The sequence below is a fragment of the Streptomyces sp. E-08 genome (genome assembly GCF_049913095.1).
Taxonomy (GTDB): domain Bacteria; phylum Actinomycetota; class Actinomycetes; order Streptomycetales; family Streptomycetaceae; genus Streptomyces.
Genome location: NZ_CP183971.1, coordinates 603,375 through 618,545, shown reverse-complemented (window position 1 = coordinate 618,545; position 15,171 = coordinate 603,375). Strand labels below are relative to the sequence as shown.

Sequence of the window (15,171 nt, the reverse complement as noted above, 5' to 3'; positions counted from 1 at the left end):
TTCCTATCCTGGAGGAACGAGAGGTGAGGAGGGCCGAGATGGCCGCCGTCGCCGTGCACAGCGCCGTCCTGGGGGAGGGGCGCCCCACGCTTCCGTACGCCGAAGCCGGCCGGCCGGGAGGCATCCCGCTCCTCCTGGTGCACGGCTATCTGGACTCCTGGTGGACGTTCGAGCCGCTGCTGCGCCTCCTGCCCCCCGGCCTGCACGCGTACGCCCCCACCCAGCGGGGCCACGGCGACGCCGACAAGCCGGCCGACGGCTATCTGCCGGAGGACTTCGCCGACGACCTGGTCGCGTTCATGGACGCCGTGGGCATGGAACGGGCGGTCCTGGTCGGTGGATCGAGCGGCGGGGTGCAGGCCCGTGTCGTCGCGGGCCGCCGGCCGGACCGGGTGGCGGGCCTCGTCCTGCTCGGCGTCCCGGCCACCCTCGCCGACAAGCCGCAGGCCGCGGAACTCTGGGAGACCGTACGGGCGTTGCGGGACCCCGTGGACCCCGCCACCGCGGAGGCGTTCGTCGATGGAATGACCGTGACCCCCATGGGGCGGGGCTTCCTGAAGACCGTCGCCGACGAGAGCCTCAAGGCCCCGGCCCACGTCTGGCGCGAGACCCTGCGCGGCCTGCTGGAGACCGACCTCAGGGCCACCCTGGCGGGGATCCTCGTCCCGACCCTGGTCGTCTGGGGCGACCAGGACCCCATCCTGACGCGCGAGGACCAGCAGACGATCCTCGACGCGATCCCCGACTCCCGGCTCGTCGTGTACGAGGGCGTGGGCCACGTCGCGTACTGGGAGGCCCCGGACCGAGTACTCCGCGACCTGATGGCCTTCATGGCCGACCGCACCTGAGGAACGGCCGCCCAGGGCTAGCCTGAGGCGGCATGACGGTACTCATTGTCGGCGGCAGCGGATACCTCGGAGCCGAACTCGCCCGCCAGGGCGGTGCGGTGGGCCGGGACACGGCCGCCACCTTCCACACACGGCCACGGGACACGCCCGGGGTGTCGTGGCACCGCCTGGACCTGCGGGATCCCGGACGCCTGGAGGAGGTCCTGGACGAGACGGAGCCCGGCGCCGTGATCAACGCGAGCAGCGGCGACGCGGACTGGGCGGTCACCGCCGAGGGCGGCATGCGCCTGGCCCGCGCGGCGGCCCGGCGGAACATCCGGCTGGTCCATGTCTCCACCGACGCGGTGTTCTCGGGCCGCCGTGACGCGTACGACGAGACGTGCCTGCCGGACCCGCTCACCCCCTACGGCGCGGCGAAGGCGACGGCCGAGACCGCCGTACGGCTGCTGTGCCCGGACGCGGTCGTCGCACGGACGTCCCTGATCCTCGGCGACGGCCGGTCCGAGCACGAGCGCCTCGTGCACGGCCTGGCGGCGGGCACGCGGCGCGGCGTGCTCTTCACCGACGACGTCCGGTGTCCCGTCCACGTGCGCGACCTGGCCGCCGCGCTCTGGGAGCTCACCCGGTCCGACCGGACCGGCGTCTTCCACCTCGCCGGCCCGCAGGCCGTCAGCCGCCATGAACTCGGCACGCTCATCGCCCGGCGGGACGGCCTCGACGCGTCCCGGCTGGCGGCCGGGCGCCGCGCCGACACCGGGCTGCCCGGCGGTCTCCGCATCGTCCTCGACGGCCGTGCCAGCCGGCGCCGGCTGGCCACCCGCCTCCGCGGGGCCGGGGAGTTCCTGAGCCCGTGAGGCCCGGGAGCCCGGGCGCCACGGCTCAGACCTCGGGGAGGGACGGGTCCGGCGTCCAGGGGGCGGGGGCGGTGAGGGCCCAGCGCTCGTGGTCCCGCCAGGCGCCGTCGATGTAGAGGTAGTCGGGCGAGACGCCTTCGTAGCGGAAGCCCAGCCGCTGGACCAGGGCCAGAGAGGCCTTGTTGCCGGGCTGGATGGAGGCCTCCAGCCGGTGCAGCCGGAGGTCGTCGAAGGCGTGCTCCAGGATCAGGGAGATCCCCTCGGTCATGTACCCGTGCCCCGCGGACGGGGCGAAGGCCGCGTAGCCGAGGGACGCGCCCTGGTAACGGCCCCGGATCACCGAGTTGATGTTGACCGTGCCGGCGATCGCGCCGGTCTCCCGGACACGGATCAGGAACCCCAGGTTGCTTCCATCGTCGAAGCGGTGCATCCAGGCCTGGAACTCCTCGGCGGTGGTCGGCAGTTGCATCCACCGTCCGTGCAGCTCGGCGCTCGCCCGCACGAGCGAGCAGAACTCGTCCTGGTCGGAGAGGGTGAGCGGGCGCAGTTCGACACGTGTCGTCATCTTGGGCATGGCCCCACGGTAGGGCCTGCGAGGAGCCCCGGGCCCTCCCGTGTGACGGACGGGACGCGGCCGTGGGCGCGGGAACTGCCGGAGGACTGCCGTCGCCGAGTGCCGACCCCGGACCCCCGGCGTACCTACGCTCCTGACTCCCGATCACCACGAGACAGGAGTACGTCATGGAGAGTCCGAAGCGCAGGGCGGCCGCGGCCGGCGCCGCCGCACTGCTGGCCGCGGGCCTGGTGGCCGTGGTCGCCGGTGCCGAGAGCGAGTCGGGGCCCGCCGGGTCCGACCGGATCACCACGGTGGCCCAGCTCAAGGAGAGCATCGGGGTCGCCGCCGAGCGGGAGCGGCAGGACGGCGCCGCCGAGATCGGCGGGAACACCGGCGGCCAGGCCACGCGGCTCACGTCCCGCGCCGCCTGCTGAGGCGGGGAGGTGACCATCGTGGGCGGAGACCAGTCGGCGCGGACCTGGTGCCCCAGCGGCGACGCGCACGCGCCGGAGTCCGTCGTCCTGGGCGTACGGTCCGGGCAGGACGGGGGCGTGGTGTACCTCGCCGATCCGGTGCCGGCGTCCGAGGTGCTCGGTGACGTCCCCGACGGCATCGAGCCGCGCCGCATCCTGCGCTTCGCCTCGCACTGCGCGAGCGAGTGCGTGAACCGCAGGGGTGCCGACTGCACCCTCGTCGAGCGGGTGCTGGTGCGGCCGGTCGCGCGCGAGGACGGCTCCGTCCCGCGGTGTCACCTGCGGCCCCGGTGCCAGTGGTGGACCCAGACCGGCGTCGCCGCGTGCCTGCGCTGCCCCGCGGTCGCGACCCGCCACCGCGCCGACGACACCCTCGCCGAGCTCGTGGCCGACCCGGCGACGACCAGGGAACAGCTCGACGCGTGGATCGCGGCGGCCGGCTGACGCCGCCGCCCCGGCCGAAGCGGCGAGCCCCCGACCTCTGCCCGAGGCGGGGGCTCGCTTCAGTCGAGCAGTGCCCCGCTGTCCGCCGGAAGGTCCAGCTGCTCGGCGAGGGCGGTGAGCGCCGGGCCGAGGGGGAGTCCGACACGGGTGAGGGCCTGCCGGTCGCCGCGGGTCGGGTCCCGGTTGATGATCAGCACCGGCGTCCCGGCCTGGGCCGCCTGGCGGACGAACCGGAGACCCGACATCACCGTGAGTGAGGAGCCCAGGACCAGCAGCGAGGTCGCCCCTCTCACCAGCGCGCGGCAGTGCTCGACCCGGCGGGGCGGCACCGCTTCCCCGAAGAACACCACGTCCGGCTTCAGGACGCCGCCGCACAGCACGCAGGGCACCACACGGAAGTCCCCGACCTGCGCGTCGGTGAGGTCGGCGTCACCGTCCGGGTTGATCCCGGCCGCCACCGGCTCGAAGCCCGCGTTGGCCTCCTCCAGCCGCCGGGCGAGCTCGTGGCGCGGACTGTACGTACCGCAGGAGAGGCAGACCACGCGGGCCAGGCTGCCGTGGAGCTCGACGACCCCTCCGCTGCCGGCGGCCTGGTGGAGGCCGTCGACGTTCTGGGTGATCACGCCGGAGAGCAGGCCGTGGCGTGCGAACGCGGCCACGGCACGGTGCCCGGCGTTGGGACGGGCCCGGCCGAAGGTGCGCCAGCCGAGGTGACTGCGCGCCCAGTAACGGCGCCGGGCCTGGGCGCTGCCGGTGAAGTCCTGGTACGTCATCGGCGTGTGCCGGCTGAGGCTTCCTCCCTCGCCCCGGTAGTCGGGGATGCCCGACTCCGTGGAGATGCCCGCACCGCTGAGCACCAGCACGCCGCCGGCGCCCAGCGCGTCGGCGACCGGCCCCAGGTCCGTCGTACCCGGGGGCAGGTCCTCGTCGGGGGTCCAGCTCAAGGTGGGCCGCATGCGCATGCCGCCAGGGTACGGAACAGGTGCCCGGTACGCGCCCGCTCCCCGAGGTGGCGGAAGGCGACAGGGGTGTCACAGGCTCCGGAGATCGCTTGACCGTGCCCGGGAGGACGGGGGGACAGTGGGCCCGTCGGTGCTCCGCGCCGGCCGTGCGGCCCACCCACCGGGCCAGAACGACAGAGGGGGAGTTCACGTGTCCGCGACCTGCGTCATTCTCGACATCGGCGGCGTGCTGGAGATCACGCCGGACACGGGATGGGTACGGCGGTGGGACGGGCGGCTGGGACTGCCGCCCGGCACCGTGAACGAGCGGATGCGCGACGTGTGGCAGGCCGGCAGTGTCGGGAGCATCAGCGAGCAGGACGTGCAGCGGCAGGTCGCGGCACGGCTGGGTCTCGACGGTCCCCGGGTCGAGGCCTTCATGAGCGACCTCTGGGACGAGTACCTGGGGACCCCCAACGACGAGCTCATCGACTACGTACGAGGACTGCGCGGCACCTGCGCCCTCGGCATCCTGAGCAACAGCTTCGTCGGCGCCCGGGAACGCGAGACGGAGCGGTACCACTTCGACGAACTGGTCGAGCAGATCGTCTACTCGCACGAGATCGGCATCGAGAAGCCCGACCCGCTCGCCTTCGAGGCCGCGTGCGCCACCCTCGACGTGCTCCCGGAGCACTGCCTGTTCATCGACGACGTCGCCGTCAACGTCGAGGCGGCCCGGTCGGCCGGGATGCACGCGCACCTGTTCCAGGACAACGCCCGGACCATCACCCGCATCGCGGCCCACCTCGACACCGCCCGGGCGCGCTGAACGCCTGGATTCCGCGCCCGGGCGGGCGACCCGTCAGTTCATCAGCAGAAGACGCGTCCCCGAAACGAGCTTCCGGTTGACACTGGTGCTCTGCACGAAGATGGTGAATTCGTCGTTGTGGTCGGGCTTCACGCGCGTCTCCACGTCCGGAAGACCGAGCAGCGCCCGCGCCTGGGGACCCGTGTACACCCGGTCCGTCTTCTTCTCCAGAACCGCTATCTTCTTCCGCGCCTGAATCTTCTCCGGCTTGCTCAACTGGTAGAAAGCACAGCCCGTTCGGTACGTGTTCCCGGATTCGACGACCCATTCCCGGATTCCCGCGTCACGGGCCACCGGAACGAGCTGGAATTCCGTCGGATCCACCGGGGTGAGACCGGCCGCCTCGATGGTCTTCCTGTTGACGGCCTCCCCGCCCGTGGAGAAGACCGCCCGCGATCCGCGGATCCCCTTCGTACGGCCCACCATGAACTTCTCGGTGGCCTCCCGGATGACCTCCCCGGCCTCCTCCAGGCCCCGTGTGCTCGTGGCGTCCCAGACGGCGATGTTCGCCTTCGGGAAGCCGCAGTTCATGGCCTCCCGCTTGCCCATCTGGTCGGGGACGAGAACGGCGAGGGTCCAGTTGTCCTCCTGCGCCTCGATCATCTCGGCCACGGCTCCGACCAGTTCACGCGCGCTGTTGCCGACGGCGTCGGGGCCACGGTGACTGGCGTTCTCCTGACCATCGGTCAGGACGAAGGTCAGGAAGCTGTGGTCGCCGTACAGCTGGGCGGTCTGCGCCAGCTCCCGCTGCGACTTGAGCGTGGCCGCGAGCAGGGCGGTCATTCCGCCGACCCGGTACAGCTGCTTCAGCGACGGCATCCGCAGAACGTCCTTGTCGTAGATGACGCATTCCACCTTGTCGGCGAACACGTACACCGTGACGCGGGTTTCCTGGTCCAGTTCCCGCGACCTGCGGGCGAGATAGGAGATCTGCTGGTCGGCGACCTCGACGACCTTGCGGCTCAAATGCGACATGGACGAACTCGCGTCCAGGACCAGGGCGACGTGATTGATGTAGTTCTGAGCTCCGGACAAGGCAGCTTCCCCCTCTTTCCGACTGATGCTTCCACCTTCTCACCCACCACTGACAATCGAGCCGAAGGAGAGAGCGGACCGGTGGTCTTGTCGGGTCATCCGTTGTGTGACGAGATGGCGTTGGCGGCATCCGGGTGGATGTGCGCCGCCGCCGCAACCGGTCCCGGACACGGCGCCGTCGTCCCGTACAGGTTGCACGACGACTGAGGAGGCATTCATGACCGTGTTCCAGGCAGTCCACGCGACTCCGGCGGCACTGATGGATCTGGACCCCTACCGCTTCCCCGCCGTGTGCGTCGACGACCCGTACGCGGAGCCGCGGACGGCAGGGCCCGTGGACCGCCCGGCCGTCCATCTGGCGCCGGCCGACCGCCGCCGTCTGGAGCTGCACGCGGCCCTCACGACGGCGGGCATCGCGCCCGTGCCGGGCGACCTCGACGCGGTCGAGGCCCTGTGCGCCCTGGACGACGCCACGCACACGGCGCTCCGCCGGTGGCTGGGCGCGCCGGGTGTGATCGCCGGGTAGGCTCCCGGGGTTTCGGCGAGCCGTGGTCCAGGAGCGACGGGGGCCGCGGCTCGCGTCCGGGAGACCGTCCGAGGGGGCATCACTCCCGCCCAGGCGGGCAGGGCCGGCTTCCGCGCCGTCCTGGCCCGGAGCGAGGACGGCCAGGCGGTGGGCATGGCGTACGGATGATGCTGCTCGACCTGCGCCCGTAGGGCGGGGATCCCACCGGGCGCCCATCGGGCGCCCGCCGGGCAGCGGATCACTCGGGGCGGTTGAAGCGGTGCGCGGCCCACCAGAGCGCGAGCGCCCCGGTGATCAGGAGGACGGCCGCTTCGAGGAGCAGGGGCGGCTGCCGGCCGGCCCAGTCGAGGCCGGCCGTCGCCGCCTGGTCCGGCACCCGGAGCGCGATCGTGCCGCGGAGGAGATCGACCGCGTACGCGAGGGGGTTGACGTCCGACAGCGCGCGGGCCCAGCCGGGCAGCGACGCGAGGGGGAAGAAGCCGCCCGAGAGGAACAGCAGCGGCATCATCACCACGCCGAGCAGCGTGTGGAACGCCTCGGCCCTGCGCAGGCTCACGGCCAGCGCCAGGGCCAGCGCGGTGACGGTGAACGAGGCCAGGACCATGCCGGCGAGAAGCAGCACCAGCAGGAGCGGATCGTAGGGCAGGCCCACCACACCCACCAGACCCAGCAGCACGGCGCCCTGGACCGTGGCGGTCAGGGAGCCGCCGGCGCAGCATCCCAGGAGCAGGGTGGAGCGGCGGACCGGGGCCATCAGGAGCTCGCGCAGATAGCCGCTCTGCCGGTCCGTGATCAGACGGATGCCGACCATGATGGCGGGTGTCTGCACCGTCATCATCAGGATGCCCGGGAAGAGATAGGTCTGGTAGCCGACGCCCAGGGAGGACCGGGGGATGAGCGCGGCCAGTCCGCCTCCGAGGATGAACAGGTAGAGCACCGGGTGCAGCACCATCAGCGCGGTGTGGCTGCGCTGGCAGGCCAGACGCAGCAGATCGCGGTGGACCAGGGCGTGGACCGCGCGCAGTTCGAGCCGCAGGCGGGTCGCCCGCCCGCCTCCGGTCCCGGCCGGGGACTTCCACGTGAGGGCGGTCATCGGCCACCGCCCGTGACCGGCGCGGCCGTGGCCGTCTGTGTCGGGCCGAGACTGCGGCCCGTGTGGTGGAAGAAGACGTCGTCGAGCGTGGGTGGCGTCGCGGACGCGGCGCGCACGGCGATCCCGCCCGCCTCGAGTGCCGCGCAGAGCCGTGGGATCCAGCCGCTGCCGCCCGGAACCCGCAGGCAGACGCCGTCCGCGTCGACGCCGACGGTGTGTCCGGAGGGCGCGATGCGGCGCACGATCCGCTCCGCCGCCGCGTCGTCACCTGTGCGCAGCACGACCCGGTCGTCGCCGATCGCGGCCTTCAGCGCGAGGGGCGCGCCCTGCGCCACCAGTCGGCCCCGGTCGATGATGGCGATCCGGTCGCAGTGCTCCGCCTCCTCCAGGTAGTGCGTGGTGACGAACAGCGTGCTGCCGTGCCTCGCGCGCAGCGCGCGCAGATGGTCCCAGACCTGCGCACGGGCGTGCGGGTCGAGTCCGGTGGTCGGTTCGTCGAGGAACAGGATCTCGGGGGCGTGCAGGAGCTGCCGGGCGATCTCCAGGCGGCGCCGCATGCCGCCGGACAGGGTCCGCACGGGGGAACGGCGGCGGTCGCCCAGGCCGGCCGTGTCGAGTACCTCGGCCGTTCTCAGCCGGGCCTGCCGGCGGGGCAGACCGTACAGGCGGGCGTGGATGTGGAGGTTCTGCTCGGCCGTCAGGTCCGGGTCCACAGCGCTGTGCTGGAACAGCATCCCGACCCGCCGCCGTACCTCGTGGGGCTGGGTGAGGACGTCGGCGCCGGCCACCGTGGCCCGGCCCGAGGTGGGGCGGGCGAGGGCGCAGAGCAGGGCGATCGTGGTGGACTTCCCGGCGCCGTTCGGGCCGAGGAAGGCGAACGTCTCGCCCCGCGCCACGTCCAGGTCCAGGCCGCGTACCGCGTGGGTGGTCAGCCCGTCCGGCCCCGGGTAGCTCTTGACCAGACCGCGCGTACTGATGGCGTACGCGGGCCCGGGAGGGTGGTGCGCGGGGGGCGGGCTCGTGGGCGCGGCCGTCGTGACGCCCGCCGGGGCGAGGTCGTCGGGGCCGGTGTGTCGTCGCATGTGGTCTGGTCCTCGTCTACGCGCCGCTGCTCCGGCCGCGGTCCCTGCTTCGGTCGACGGCTCCGGCCGGCGGCTGCCCGGGACAGCCGCCGGCCGGATGGTGCCAGGTGTCCTACGCGCAGCTGATGCCGATGCAGACCGTGTTGAGGAGGGTCAGCAGGCCGATGCACTCACACGTCGCGGCGAACGGCGCACCGTCGACGCCGACGGGGTCGGTCTCGGGGAGGGCGTGGAGCTGGGCCAGCAGTTCGATGTCCTGGTTCTCCATGGTTTTCTCCTTCTTCTGTGGGGTTGGCGACAGCACTGCTCTGCCGCTCGACCCGGCGCGCGGACGAGCCGGCGCCGGGAGTCTGTGGGGCGGATCCACGAGGGGGTCGGACCGGGGCGACGTCGGATGCGTCGTTCCGCGCTAGCGCGGCAGGTCGACCAGCCAGTGGCGCGGCCCGCCGTGGCGGATCCGCAGGAGGAAGGCGAGGATTCCGGCGGACCCGTCGCTCCAGCTGGTGGAGACGTCCCCGTACTCGGTGGGGAAGACCACCTGGTCCCGGCGGTGGGTCCTCTCGGCCAGGAGGAGGCCGGCGAGGTCCTCGGCCATGTCGTGGTAGACGCGGTCGCCCGTGGCGTCGGCCATGTCGAGGAGGAAGTCCCCGTTCCCCGCGAGGCCGTGGCACTGGCTCAGCGCGGCGCGGGAGGCGCGCTCCGTGACGGCGTACGTGCTCCGGTGGGCGAGGTCGCCGAACCTGTCGTCCTCGGTGACCTGCCACAGCCGGACGAGGAAGGTGCCGATGCCCGCCGAACCGTGGCACCAGTACGGCGCCGTGGGCACGTCACCGGCCTGAGAGGGCCACTGGGCCGCGTCGCCGGTGCGTACGGCGGAGGCCACGAGGCACTCCCCGACCTCCCGCGCCAGTTCCGCGTGCTCGGCGCGCCCGGAGAGGTGCGCGGCGGCGAGGAGGAAGCAGCCGATGCCGGCCGTCCCGTGGGCGAAGCCGAGGTAGCGTGCGCCGGCCTCCCGGGACGCCGCCTCACCGGGGACCGCCCAGCCCACTCCGCCGGACTCGCGCCGCACGGCGGCGACCAGCCGGTCGGCCGCGTCGACGGCCAGCTCGGCGAAGCGGGACTCCCCGGTGCGCTGCCACAGGTGGAGGGCGGCGAACCCGCTGCCCGCGCTGCCGTGGGTGATGTCGTGATGGGGCGTCTCCAGTTGCGGCGCCAGGGTCAGCTTCAGCGCGTGGTCCATGAGCCGGCGGTCGTCGAGGGCGTGCCCGGCGTCATACAGCGCCCAGGCGGTGCCACGGCCGCCGAAGTGCAGTCCGGGGCGCGGGGACCGGAGGTCGGTGCGGTCCGCGATCCAGTGGCCCGCGGTGGAGAGCAGCCCGGGCAGACGCGGGTCGGCCGTGTGGGTGAAGTACCGGGTCAGCACGGCCAGGACTCCCGCCGCGCCCTGCTGCACGGTGCACGGATCGCTCTCCCCGGCCAGGGTCGACACGGGCCACAGCCGCCGGTCGTCCGCGGGGGTCATGGAGTCGACGAGGTGACCCACGAGTCCGGCCACGACGTCGTCCAGCGCCCCTGCCGCCGCACCGTCCTCCGCCGCCCGGACCGCCCCGCCGCCCCGCGAGCCGGTCGCGGTGGCCGCCGTGGCGGCCGCTCTCCCGGGCCGGTCCGCCGGGGCCGCCTCCCGCAGCGCCTCGCGGGCCGCGGCCGGGTCCCAGCGCTCCGCGGGATCGTCCCGCATCAGGCCCAGGATCATGCTCACGATGCCGTCGGGGAGCCGGAGCGGCCCGGTGCACGCCGTCAGCCATGCGGCGAGCCGCTGCTCGGCGGCTCTGCCCGCCGGCTCCTCGGGCAGCAGGTTCGGAACCTTCCCGGCGAGGACGAAGCACGCGGTGGCGCCGAGGCTGTAGTAGTCGGCCGTCGGCGACACGGGCGCGTCGGTCAGGCGCTCGGGGGCGCTGAACCCAGGGGTCCCCACGCGGGTCGGGAGCGCGGTCTCGTCCTCCAGGACGGCCAGTTCCAGGTCGATGAGGCGCAGTTCACCGTCCGGGCGGACCATCACGTTGCCCGGTGTGAAGTCCCGCAGGACCAGTCCACGCGCGTGTGCCTCGGCCACCAGGTCCACCAGGCGCGCGACCTGCGCCAGCGCGTCGGCGCGATAGCCTTCGCCGCCCACGTCCCGGAAGTGTTCGGCCACCCAGGTTCGCAGGGTGATGCCCGGCACCTCGTCCTGGGCGAGGAACAGGTGCCCCGCGTGCTCGAACACGGCCACCGCTTCCGGCGCGAGCCCCGTACCCGTGAGCTTCTCCAGTGTCCTGGCCTCGGCCCGCAGCCAGTCCCGGACGTCGCCTCCGGAGGCGTCGCCCTCCACGTGCGGCCGGGCCTCCTTGATCACCACGCCCGCGCCCGTCCGGGCATCGCTGCCCCGGTACACGCCGCCCTTGTTCGTCTGCCGGATGGCCTCCCGCACCTCGAAGCGGCCACCGAGCACCACCGCACGACCACTCTTCGCGTCCCCGCCGCGGGGTGTCACCGGCACCGCGGCGGGGAACGGACAGACGGCCCAGGGCGGAGGGGAGTACTGGCCCGTGCGCTTGTCCTCCACGGGGTTGCCGTCGGGGTCCTCGATGAACCACACCAGCAGTCCGTCCTCGGACAGCCGCCGCCGGCCGACGAAGGACCCGTAGCGGTAGTGCACCAGGCTGCGGACGGCGTACGGCTGGTCGGACAGGATGCGGGGGCCGGCGAGTCCCGCCGTGGCCGCGTGCAGTTCCTGGGCGAGCGCGGCCGCCTCCGCGTCGGAACGCGGGTAGACGGTGATGAACTTGCCCGAGCTGCCCCGGGGGGTCGCACGGGAGTTGAGCGCGCCGACCTGCTCCAGCGACCGGGCGAACTTGAACCCCGACCGCTCCCGCAGCAGTACCTCCAGGGCCTTGGTGAGCACCGTCGGCGCGGAGGCGACCGTCGCCGACAGGTGCAGCTTCCACCCCTGGTCGCGCCGGGTCCCGTCCAGGGGCGCGACCCGGCACCACATCTCGTCCGCCTCGACCGCCCAGCGCGGGCCGGTGCCCGTGGCGTGCAGCGATCGGCGGAGGACGTCTTCCAGCTCGACTTCGGTGGTGTGGCTCGTCATTGCGTGTCCCTCTCAACGGTGAGTACCGCTGACGGGAAAGTGCCCGGTGACATAAACGGACCAACACACACCCACCTGGATTCACTTCATTCAGCGAGCGCGCGACGTGCGTATCTGATCAAGAGGCGCGCCCGGCGCAGTCGGCGGCGCACTGCTGGTGCCGCGTCGAAAGACCCAGGTCAGGCCCTGTGTGCTGCCTCCACGTCGGCCGGCACCGTCAGGTCCGCGTCCGTCGCCGCCCGGATCTCCTCGACCGTGACGCCCGGGGCGAGCTCGACGAGGACGAAGCCCTCCGGGGTGACGTCGACGACGGCGAGGTCCGTGACGACGCGGTGGACGACGGCCCGGCCGGTCAGCGGCAGCGAGCAGGTCTCCACGAGCTTGGGGGTGCCGTCCTTCGCGGTGTGCTCCATGAGGACGACGACCCGTCCGGCGCCGTGGACGAGGTCCATCGCCCCGCCCATGCCCTTGATCATCTTGCCGGGGATCATCCAGTTGGCGAGGTCCCCGGAGGAGGAGACCTGCATGGCGCCGAGGACCGCGGTGTCGATGTGGCCGCCCCGGATCATGCCGAAGGACAGCGCGGAGTCGAAGAACGAGGCGCCGGGCCGTGCGGTGACCGTCTCCTTGCCGGCGTTGACGAGGTCGGCGTCGAGTTCGTCCTCGGTCGGGTAGGGGCCGACCCCCAGGATGCCGTTCTCCGACTGCAGGACCACCTCGATGCCGGGCGGCAGGTGGTTGGGGATGAGGGTGGGCAGGCCGATGCCGAGGTTGACGTACGAACCGTCCGTCAGCTCCCGGGCGGCGCGGGCCGCCATCTGCTCGCGGGTGAGGGCCATCAGGCGTCGCCTTCCTCTCGGACGGTGCGGCGCTCGATGCGCCGTTCGGCGGCCGGGTCGCCGGGCGTGACCCGGATGACCCGCTGGACGAAGACTCCGGGGAGGTGGACCTCGTCGGGGTCGAGTTCGCCGGGTTCGACGAGGTGGTCCACCTCGGCGACGGTGATCCGTCCGGCCATGGCGGCCAGTGGGTTGAAGTTGCGGGCGGAGGAGCGGAACACGAGGTTGCCGTGCCGGTCGCCGATGGTCGCGCGGACCAGCGCGAAGTCCGTGGTGATGCCGTGTTCGAGCAGGTGCGGGCGACCGCCGAAGTCCCGGGTCTCCTTGGCCGGTGAGGCCACGGCGACCGTCCCGTCGGCTGCGTACCGCCAGGGCAGCCCGCCCTCGCCGACCTGGGTCCCGGTCCCCGCCGGGGTGTAGAAGGCGGGGATGCCGGCGCCGCCGGCCCGCAGCCGCTCCGCGAGGGTGCCCTGGGGCACGAGCTCGACCTCGAGCTCTCCGCTCAGGTACTGGCGGGCGAACTCCTTGTTCTCGCCCACGTACGAGCTCGTCATGCGGGAGATCTGCCCGGCGGCGAGCAGGAGGCCGAGGCCCCAGTCGTCGACGCCGCAGTTGTTCGACACGATCCTCAGGTCGCGCGTCCCGCCCTGCCACAGGGCGTCGATGAGCGTGCCCGGTATGCCGCACAGCCCGAAGCCGCCCACCGCGAGCGAGGCGCCGTCGGGGATGTCGGCCACCGCCTCCGCGGCGCTCGCGACTGTCTTGTCCAGACCCATACAGGTCCCTTTCCCTCGGGCAGCCGGGCCGACCGTGCTGGTCAGAGCCGGTGCCAGTACAACCGACGGGCAGCGAGCCTAGGCAGGCCGCGGAGGCGGGACCATGGCTGCCGTCCACACATCGCCCCCGGTGGAGGTGGTGGTGACCACCTCCACCGGGGGCGTGCGCGGTCAGGCCGAACAGCCTGAATCGGCCACGACGTAGTACCCGGGCGCGGTCTGCTTGAGGGTGTGCGTGGTGAACGTGTTCCACAGCCCCATGGCCTGCCCCGAACCGGTGGCGTAGGTGTAGCCGCCGCTCTGATAGGCGCGTCCGGCGGCCGTGTGGTCGTAGTTGCTGGAGGTGTGGCACGTGGGCGTGTACCCGGTCGTGGTCGCGGTCACGGCCGCCGAGACGGCGCCCACCGCGCCCGAGGCGTCGACGGCCGCGACCGTGTAGCTGTACGCCGTCCCCGTCGCCAGACCCGTGTCCGTGTACGCGGTCGAGGAGGCGGTGCCCACCTTCGTACCGCCGCGGTAGACCTGGTACGAGGCCGCGCCGGCCACCCCGCTCCAGCCGAGGGACACGGTCGTGTCGGCGGCCGAGGTGACGGTGAGGCCGGTCGGGGCGGGCAGGGAACCGGGGCCGGGTTCCTGCCCCGCGCCGTCGAGGCCCCAGAAGCGGGCGGTGTGGTAGCTGGAGCAGACGGCGTCGAGGTAGTACGTTCCGGTGGCGCCGCACTGGTCCGGGCCGCTGCCCGGGTCGACCGCGAGGCCGTGGGGCATGCCGGAGACGGAGTAGACCTGCACGGCGGGGCTGCCGGAGGGGTCGTCGTACTCGCTGAGCGTGGTGCCCCCGCCGAGGCTCGACGTGCGCGTGGGCGTCTGGCCGATGCCCCAGACGTCGGTCCACTGGTCGCGCAGCTCGGTGGCGTTGGCCGGTTTCACGGTGGTGTCGGCGGTGCCCTGCCAGATCGCCACCCGGGGCCACGACGTGGTGCCCGCGGGGGCGGCGGAGCGCACCAGGGCACCCCATTGCGCGGGGGTCTTGTCCGGCGGGCTGTACATGCAGGTGTACGCGGCGGAGACGCTGGTCGCGCAGGACGCGGGGAGCCCGGAGTCGATGGAGCCGCCCGCGAAGACGTCGGGGTAGGCGGCGAGCAGGTTGGCGGTCATGCTGGCTCCGGCGGAGAGACCGGTGACGTACACCCGCCGGGTGTCGCTGCCGTACTGGGCGACGGCCTTGTCGACCATCTGCCTGATCGACAGCGCCTCGCCCTGGCCGCGTGCGCTGTCGCCGGGCTCGAACCAGTTGAAGCAGGAGTTGGCGTTGTTCGCGCCGGTCGTCTGCGGGAGGACCAGCGCGAAGCCGTAGCTGTCGGCGAACTTCGGCCAGCCGGAGTTCGCGTAGTAGTCACCCGCGCTCTGCGTGCAGCCGTGCAGTGCGACGACGAGCGGCGCACCGGCCGGCAGCGCGTCGGGCACGTAGGCGTACATGGACAGGTTTCCGGGGTTGGAACCGAAGCCGGTGACCTGGGTCAGACTCGCGGCGGACGCCTGTGGGCCCACGGCGACCAGGCCACCGGTCAGGGCCAGCGCCCCGGCTGCGGCGGTGACCCAGCGCCGGACGCCCGCGGCGAGGCGGCGGCTCTTCGTGAAGCGGTACGGAGGGTGCGGCTGTCCCATGACGACTGCCTTCTGTCGGGGTGGACACGGGTGCGCCGACC

16 protein-coding genes are annotated in these 15,171 nt (G+C 73.0%); 6 read left to right on the top strand and 10 right to left on the bottom strand.

Annotated features, from left to right (window positions below; translation table 11 throughout):
- The first annotated feature begins 38 nt into the window (after positions 1 to 38).
- The gene (locus ACN9MM_RS03095) at positions 39 to 848 is read left to right on the top strand and encodes an alpha/beta fold hydrolase (protein ID WP_426362157.1); all 810 of its coding nucleotides are present in this window, start codon (positions 39 to 41) and stop codon (positions 846 to 848) included.
- Positions 849 to 880: 32 nt separating this feature from the next.
- Entirely contained in the window at positions 881 to 1,702 is an 822-nt protein-coding gene (locus tag ACN9MM_RS03090) for an SDR family oxidoreductase (protein WP_426362156.1), read from the top strand.
- A gap of 25 nt (positions 1,703 to 1,727) precedes the next feature.
- On the opposite strand, the gene ACN9MM_RS03085 is transcribed toward ACN9MM_RS03090, so the two are convergent.
- Positions 1,728 to 2,276, bottom strand: a complete 549-nt coding sequence (locus ACN9MM_RS03085; protein ID WP_426362155.1) for a GNAT family N-acetyltransferase — start codon at positions 2,274 to 2,276, stop codon at positions 1,728 to 1,730.
- 167 nt (positions 2,277 to 2,443) lie between these two features.
- Here ACN9MM_RS03085 and ACN9MM_RS03080 point away from each other — a divergent pair, with 167 nt between their 5' ends.
- Both ACN9MM_RS03080 and ACN9MM_RS03075 read left to right on the top strand, forming a co-directional pair.
- Positions 2,444 to 2,692 carry a hypothetical protein gene (locus tag ACN9MM_RS03080; protein WP_426362154.1) on the top strand — a complete coding sequence of 83 codons (249 nt, stop codon included), beginning with the start codon at positions 2,444 to 2,446 and terminating at the stop codon, positions 2,690 to 2,692.
- Positions 2,693 to 2,710: 18 nt separating this feature from the next.
- Positions 2,711 to 3,175, top strand: a complete 465-nt coding sequence (locus tag ACN9MM_RS03075; protein WP_426362153.1) for a hypothetical protein — start codon at positions 2,711 to 2,713, stop codon at positions 3,173 to 3,175.
- A gap of 59 nt (positions 3,176 to 3,234) precedes the next feature.
- On the opposite strand, the gene ACN9MM_RS03070 is transcribed toward ACN9MM_RS03075, so the two are convergent.
- Positions 3,235 to 4,137 (bottom strand): NAD-dependent protein deacetylase, encoded by a 903-nt coding sequence (locus ACN9MM_RS03070; protein ID WP_426362152.1) that lies wholly within the window; start codon positions 4,135 to 4,137, stop codon positions 3,235 to 3,237.
- Between the two features lie 190 nt (positions 4,138 to 4,327).
- Here ACN9MM_RS03070 and ACN9MM_RS03065 point away from each other — a divergent pair, with 190 nt between their 5' ends.
- The gene (locus tag ACN9MM_RS03065; protein WP_426362151.1) at positions 4,328 to 4,945 is read left to right on the top strand and encodes an HAD family hydrolase; all 618 of its coding nucleotides are present in this window, start codon (positions 4,328 to 4,330) and stop codon (positions 4,943 to 4,945) included.
- Between the two features lie 33 nt (positions 4,946 to 4,978).
- Here ACN9MM_RS03065 and ACN9MM_RS03060 read toward each other — a convergent pair whose 3' ends face one another.
- On the bottom strand, positions 4,979 to 6,019 hold the full coding sequence (locus tag ACN9MM_RS03060) for a vWA domain-containing protein (protein ID WP_426362150.1): 1,041 nt from the start codon (positions 6,017 to 6,019) through the stop codon (positions 4,979 to 4,981).
- Positions 6,020 to 6,236: 217 nt separating this feature from the next.
- Here ACN9MM_RS03060 and ACN9MM_RS03055 point away from each other — a divergent pair, with 217 nt between their 5' ends.
- Positions 6,237 to 6,545: a hypothetical protein gene (locus ACN9MM_RS03055; RefSeq protein WP_426362149.1), complete on the top strand. Its 309-nt coding sequence runs from the start codon at positions 6,237 to 6,239 to the stop codon at positions 6,543 to 6,545.
- A 238-nt stretch (positions 6,546 to 6,783) separates the two neighbouring features.
- Here ACN9MM_RS03055 and ACN9MM_RS03050 read toward each other — a convergent pair whose 3' ends face one another.
- The 7 genes from ACN9MM_RS03050 to ACN9MM_RS03020 all read right to left on the bottom strand — a co-directional run bounded on the left by ACN9MM_RS03050 (position 6,784) and on the right by ACN9MM_RS03020 (position 15,130).
- On the bottom strand, positions 6,784 to 7,638 hold the full coding sequence (locus tag ACN9MM_RS03050) for an ABC transporter permease (protein WP_426362148.1): 855 nt from the start codon (positions 7,636 to 7,638) through the stop codon (positions 6,784 to 6,786).
- Positions 7,635 to 8,720, bottom strand: a complete 1,086-nt coding sequence (locus ACN9MM_RS03045) for an ATP-binding cassette domain-containing protein (protein WP_426362147.1) — start codon at positions 8,718 to 8,720, stop codon at positions 7,635 to 7,637. Before ACN9MM_RS03045 ends, ACN9MM_RS03050 begins: the two co-directional genes overlap by 4 nt.
- Before the next feature lie 112 nt (positions 8,721 to 8,832).
- Positions 8,833 to 8,988 (bottom strand): VenA family class IV lanthipeptide, encoded by a 156-nt coding sequence (locus ACN9MM_RS03040; RefSeq protein ID WP_352019973.1) that lies wholly within the window; start codon positions 8,986 to 8,988, stop codon positions 8,833 to 8,835.
- A gap of 141 nt (positions 8,989 to 9,129) precedes the next feature.
- Complete coding sequence (gene lanL / locus ACN9MM_RS03035) at positions 9,130 to 11,850, bottom strand: class IV lanthionine synthetase LanL (protein WP_426362146.1); 2,721 nt, start codon at positions 11,848 to 11,850, stop codon at positions 9,130 to 9,132.
- A gap of 179 nt (positions 11,851 to 12,029) precedes the next feature.
- Positions 12,030 to 12,689, bottom strand: a complete 660-nt coding sequence (locus ACN9MM_RS03030; RefSeq protein WP_426362145.1) for a CoA transferase subunit B — start codon at positions 12,687 to 12,689, stop codon at positions 12,030 to 12,032.
- Positions 12,689 to 13,465 (bottom strand): CoA transferase subunit A, encoded by a 777-nt coding sequence (locus tag ACN9MM_RS03025; protein ID WP_426362144.1) that lies wholly within the window; start codon positions 13,463 to 13,465, stop codon positions 12,689 to 12,691. Before ACN9MM_RS03025 ends, ACN9MM_RS03030 begins: the two co-directional genes overlap by 1 nt.
- Positions 13,466 to 13,636: 171 nt before the next feature.
- A complete protein-coding gene (locus ACN9MM_RS03020) occupies positions 13,637 to 15,130 on the bottom strand; it encodes an extracellular catalytic domain type 1 short-chain-length polyhydroxyalkanoate depolymerase (RefSeq protein ID WP_426362143.1) in 1,494 nt (497 codons plus the stop codon).
- Positions 15,131 to 15,171 lie beyond the last annotated feature (41 nt).

Bases quoted from the DNA above. Each gene is read 5' to 3' on its own strand.
- ACN9MM_RS03080 (WP_426362154.1), top strand. From the start codon at position 2,444: ATGGAGAGTCCGAAGCGCAGGGCGGCCGCGGCCGGCGCCGCCGCACTG.
- ACN9MM_RS03090 (WP_426362156.1), top strand. From the start codon at position 881: ATGACGGTACTCATTGTCGGCGGCAGCGGATACCTCGGAGCCGAACTC.
- ACN9MM_RS03095 (WP_426362157.1), top strand. From the start codon at position 39: ATGGCCGCCGTCGCCGTGCACAGCGCCGTCCTGGGGGAGGGGCGCCCC.
- ACN9MM_RS03025 (WP_426362144.1), bottom strand. From the start codon at position 13,465: ATGGGTCTGGACAAGACAGTCGCGAGCGCCGCGGAGGCGGTGGCCGAC.
- ACN9MM_RS03055 (WP_426362149.1), top strand. From the start codon at position 6,237: ATGACCGTGTTCCAGGCAGTCCACGCGACTCCGGCGGCACTGATGGAT.
- lanL (WP_426362146.1), bottom strand. From the start codon at position 11,850: ATGACGAGCCACACCACCGAAGTCGAGCTGGAAGACGTCCTCCGCCGA.
- ACN9MM_RS03040 (WP_352019973.1), bottom strand. From the start codon at position 8,988: ATGGAGAACCAGGACATCGAACTGCTGGCCCAGCTCCACGCCCTCCCC.
- ACN9MM_RS03020 (WP_426362143.1), bottom strand. From the start codon at position 15,130: ATGGGACAGCCGCACCCTCCGTACCGCTTCACGAAGAGCCGCCGCCTC.
- ACN9MM_RS03030 (WP_426362145.1), bottom strand. From the start codon at position 12,689: ATGGCCCTCACCCGCGAGCAGATGGCGGCCCGCGCCGCCCGGGAGCTG.
- ACN9MM_RS03085 (WP_426362155.1), bottom strand. From the start codon at position 2,276: ATGCCCAAGATGACGACACGTGTCGAACTGCGCCCGCTCACCCTCTCC.
- ACN9MM_RS03045 (WP_426362147.1), bottom strand. From the start codon at position 8,720: ATGCGACGACACACCGGCCCCGACGACCTCGCCCCGGCGGGCGTCACG.
- ACN9MM_RS03050 (WP_426362148.1), bottom strand. From the start codon at position 7,638: ATGACCGCCCTCACGTGGAAGTCCCCGGCCGGGACCGGAGGCGGGCGG.
- ACN9MM_RS03070 (WP_426362152.1), bottom strand. From the start codon at position 4,137: ATGCGCATGCGGCCCACCTTGAGCTGGACCCCCGACGAGGACCTGCCC.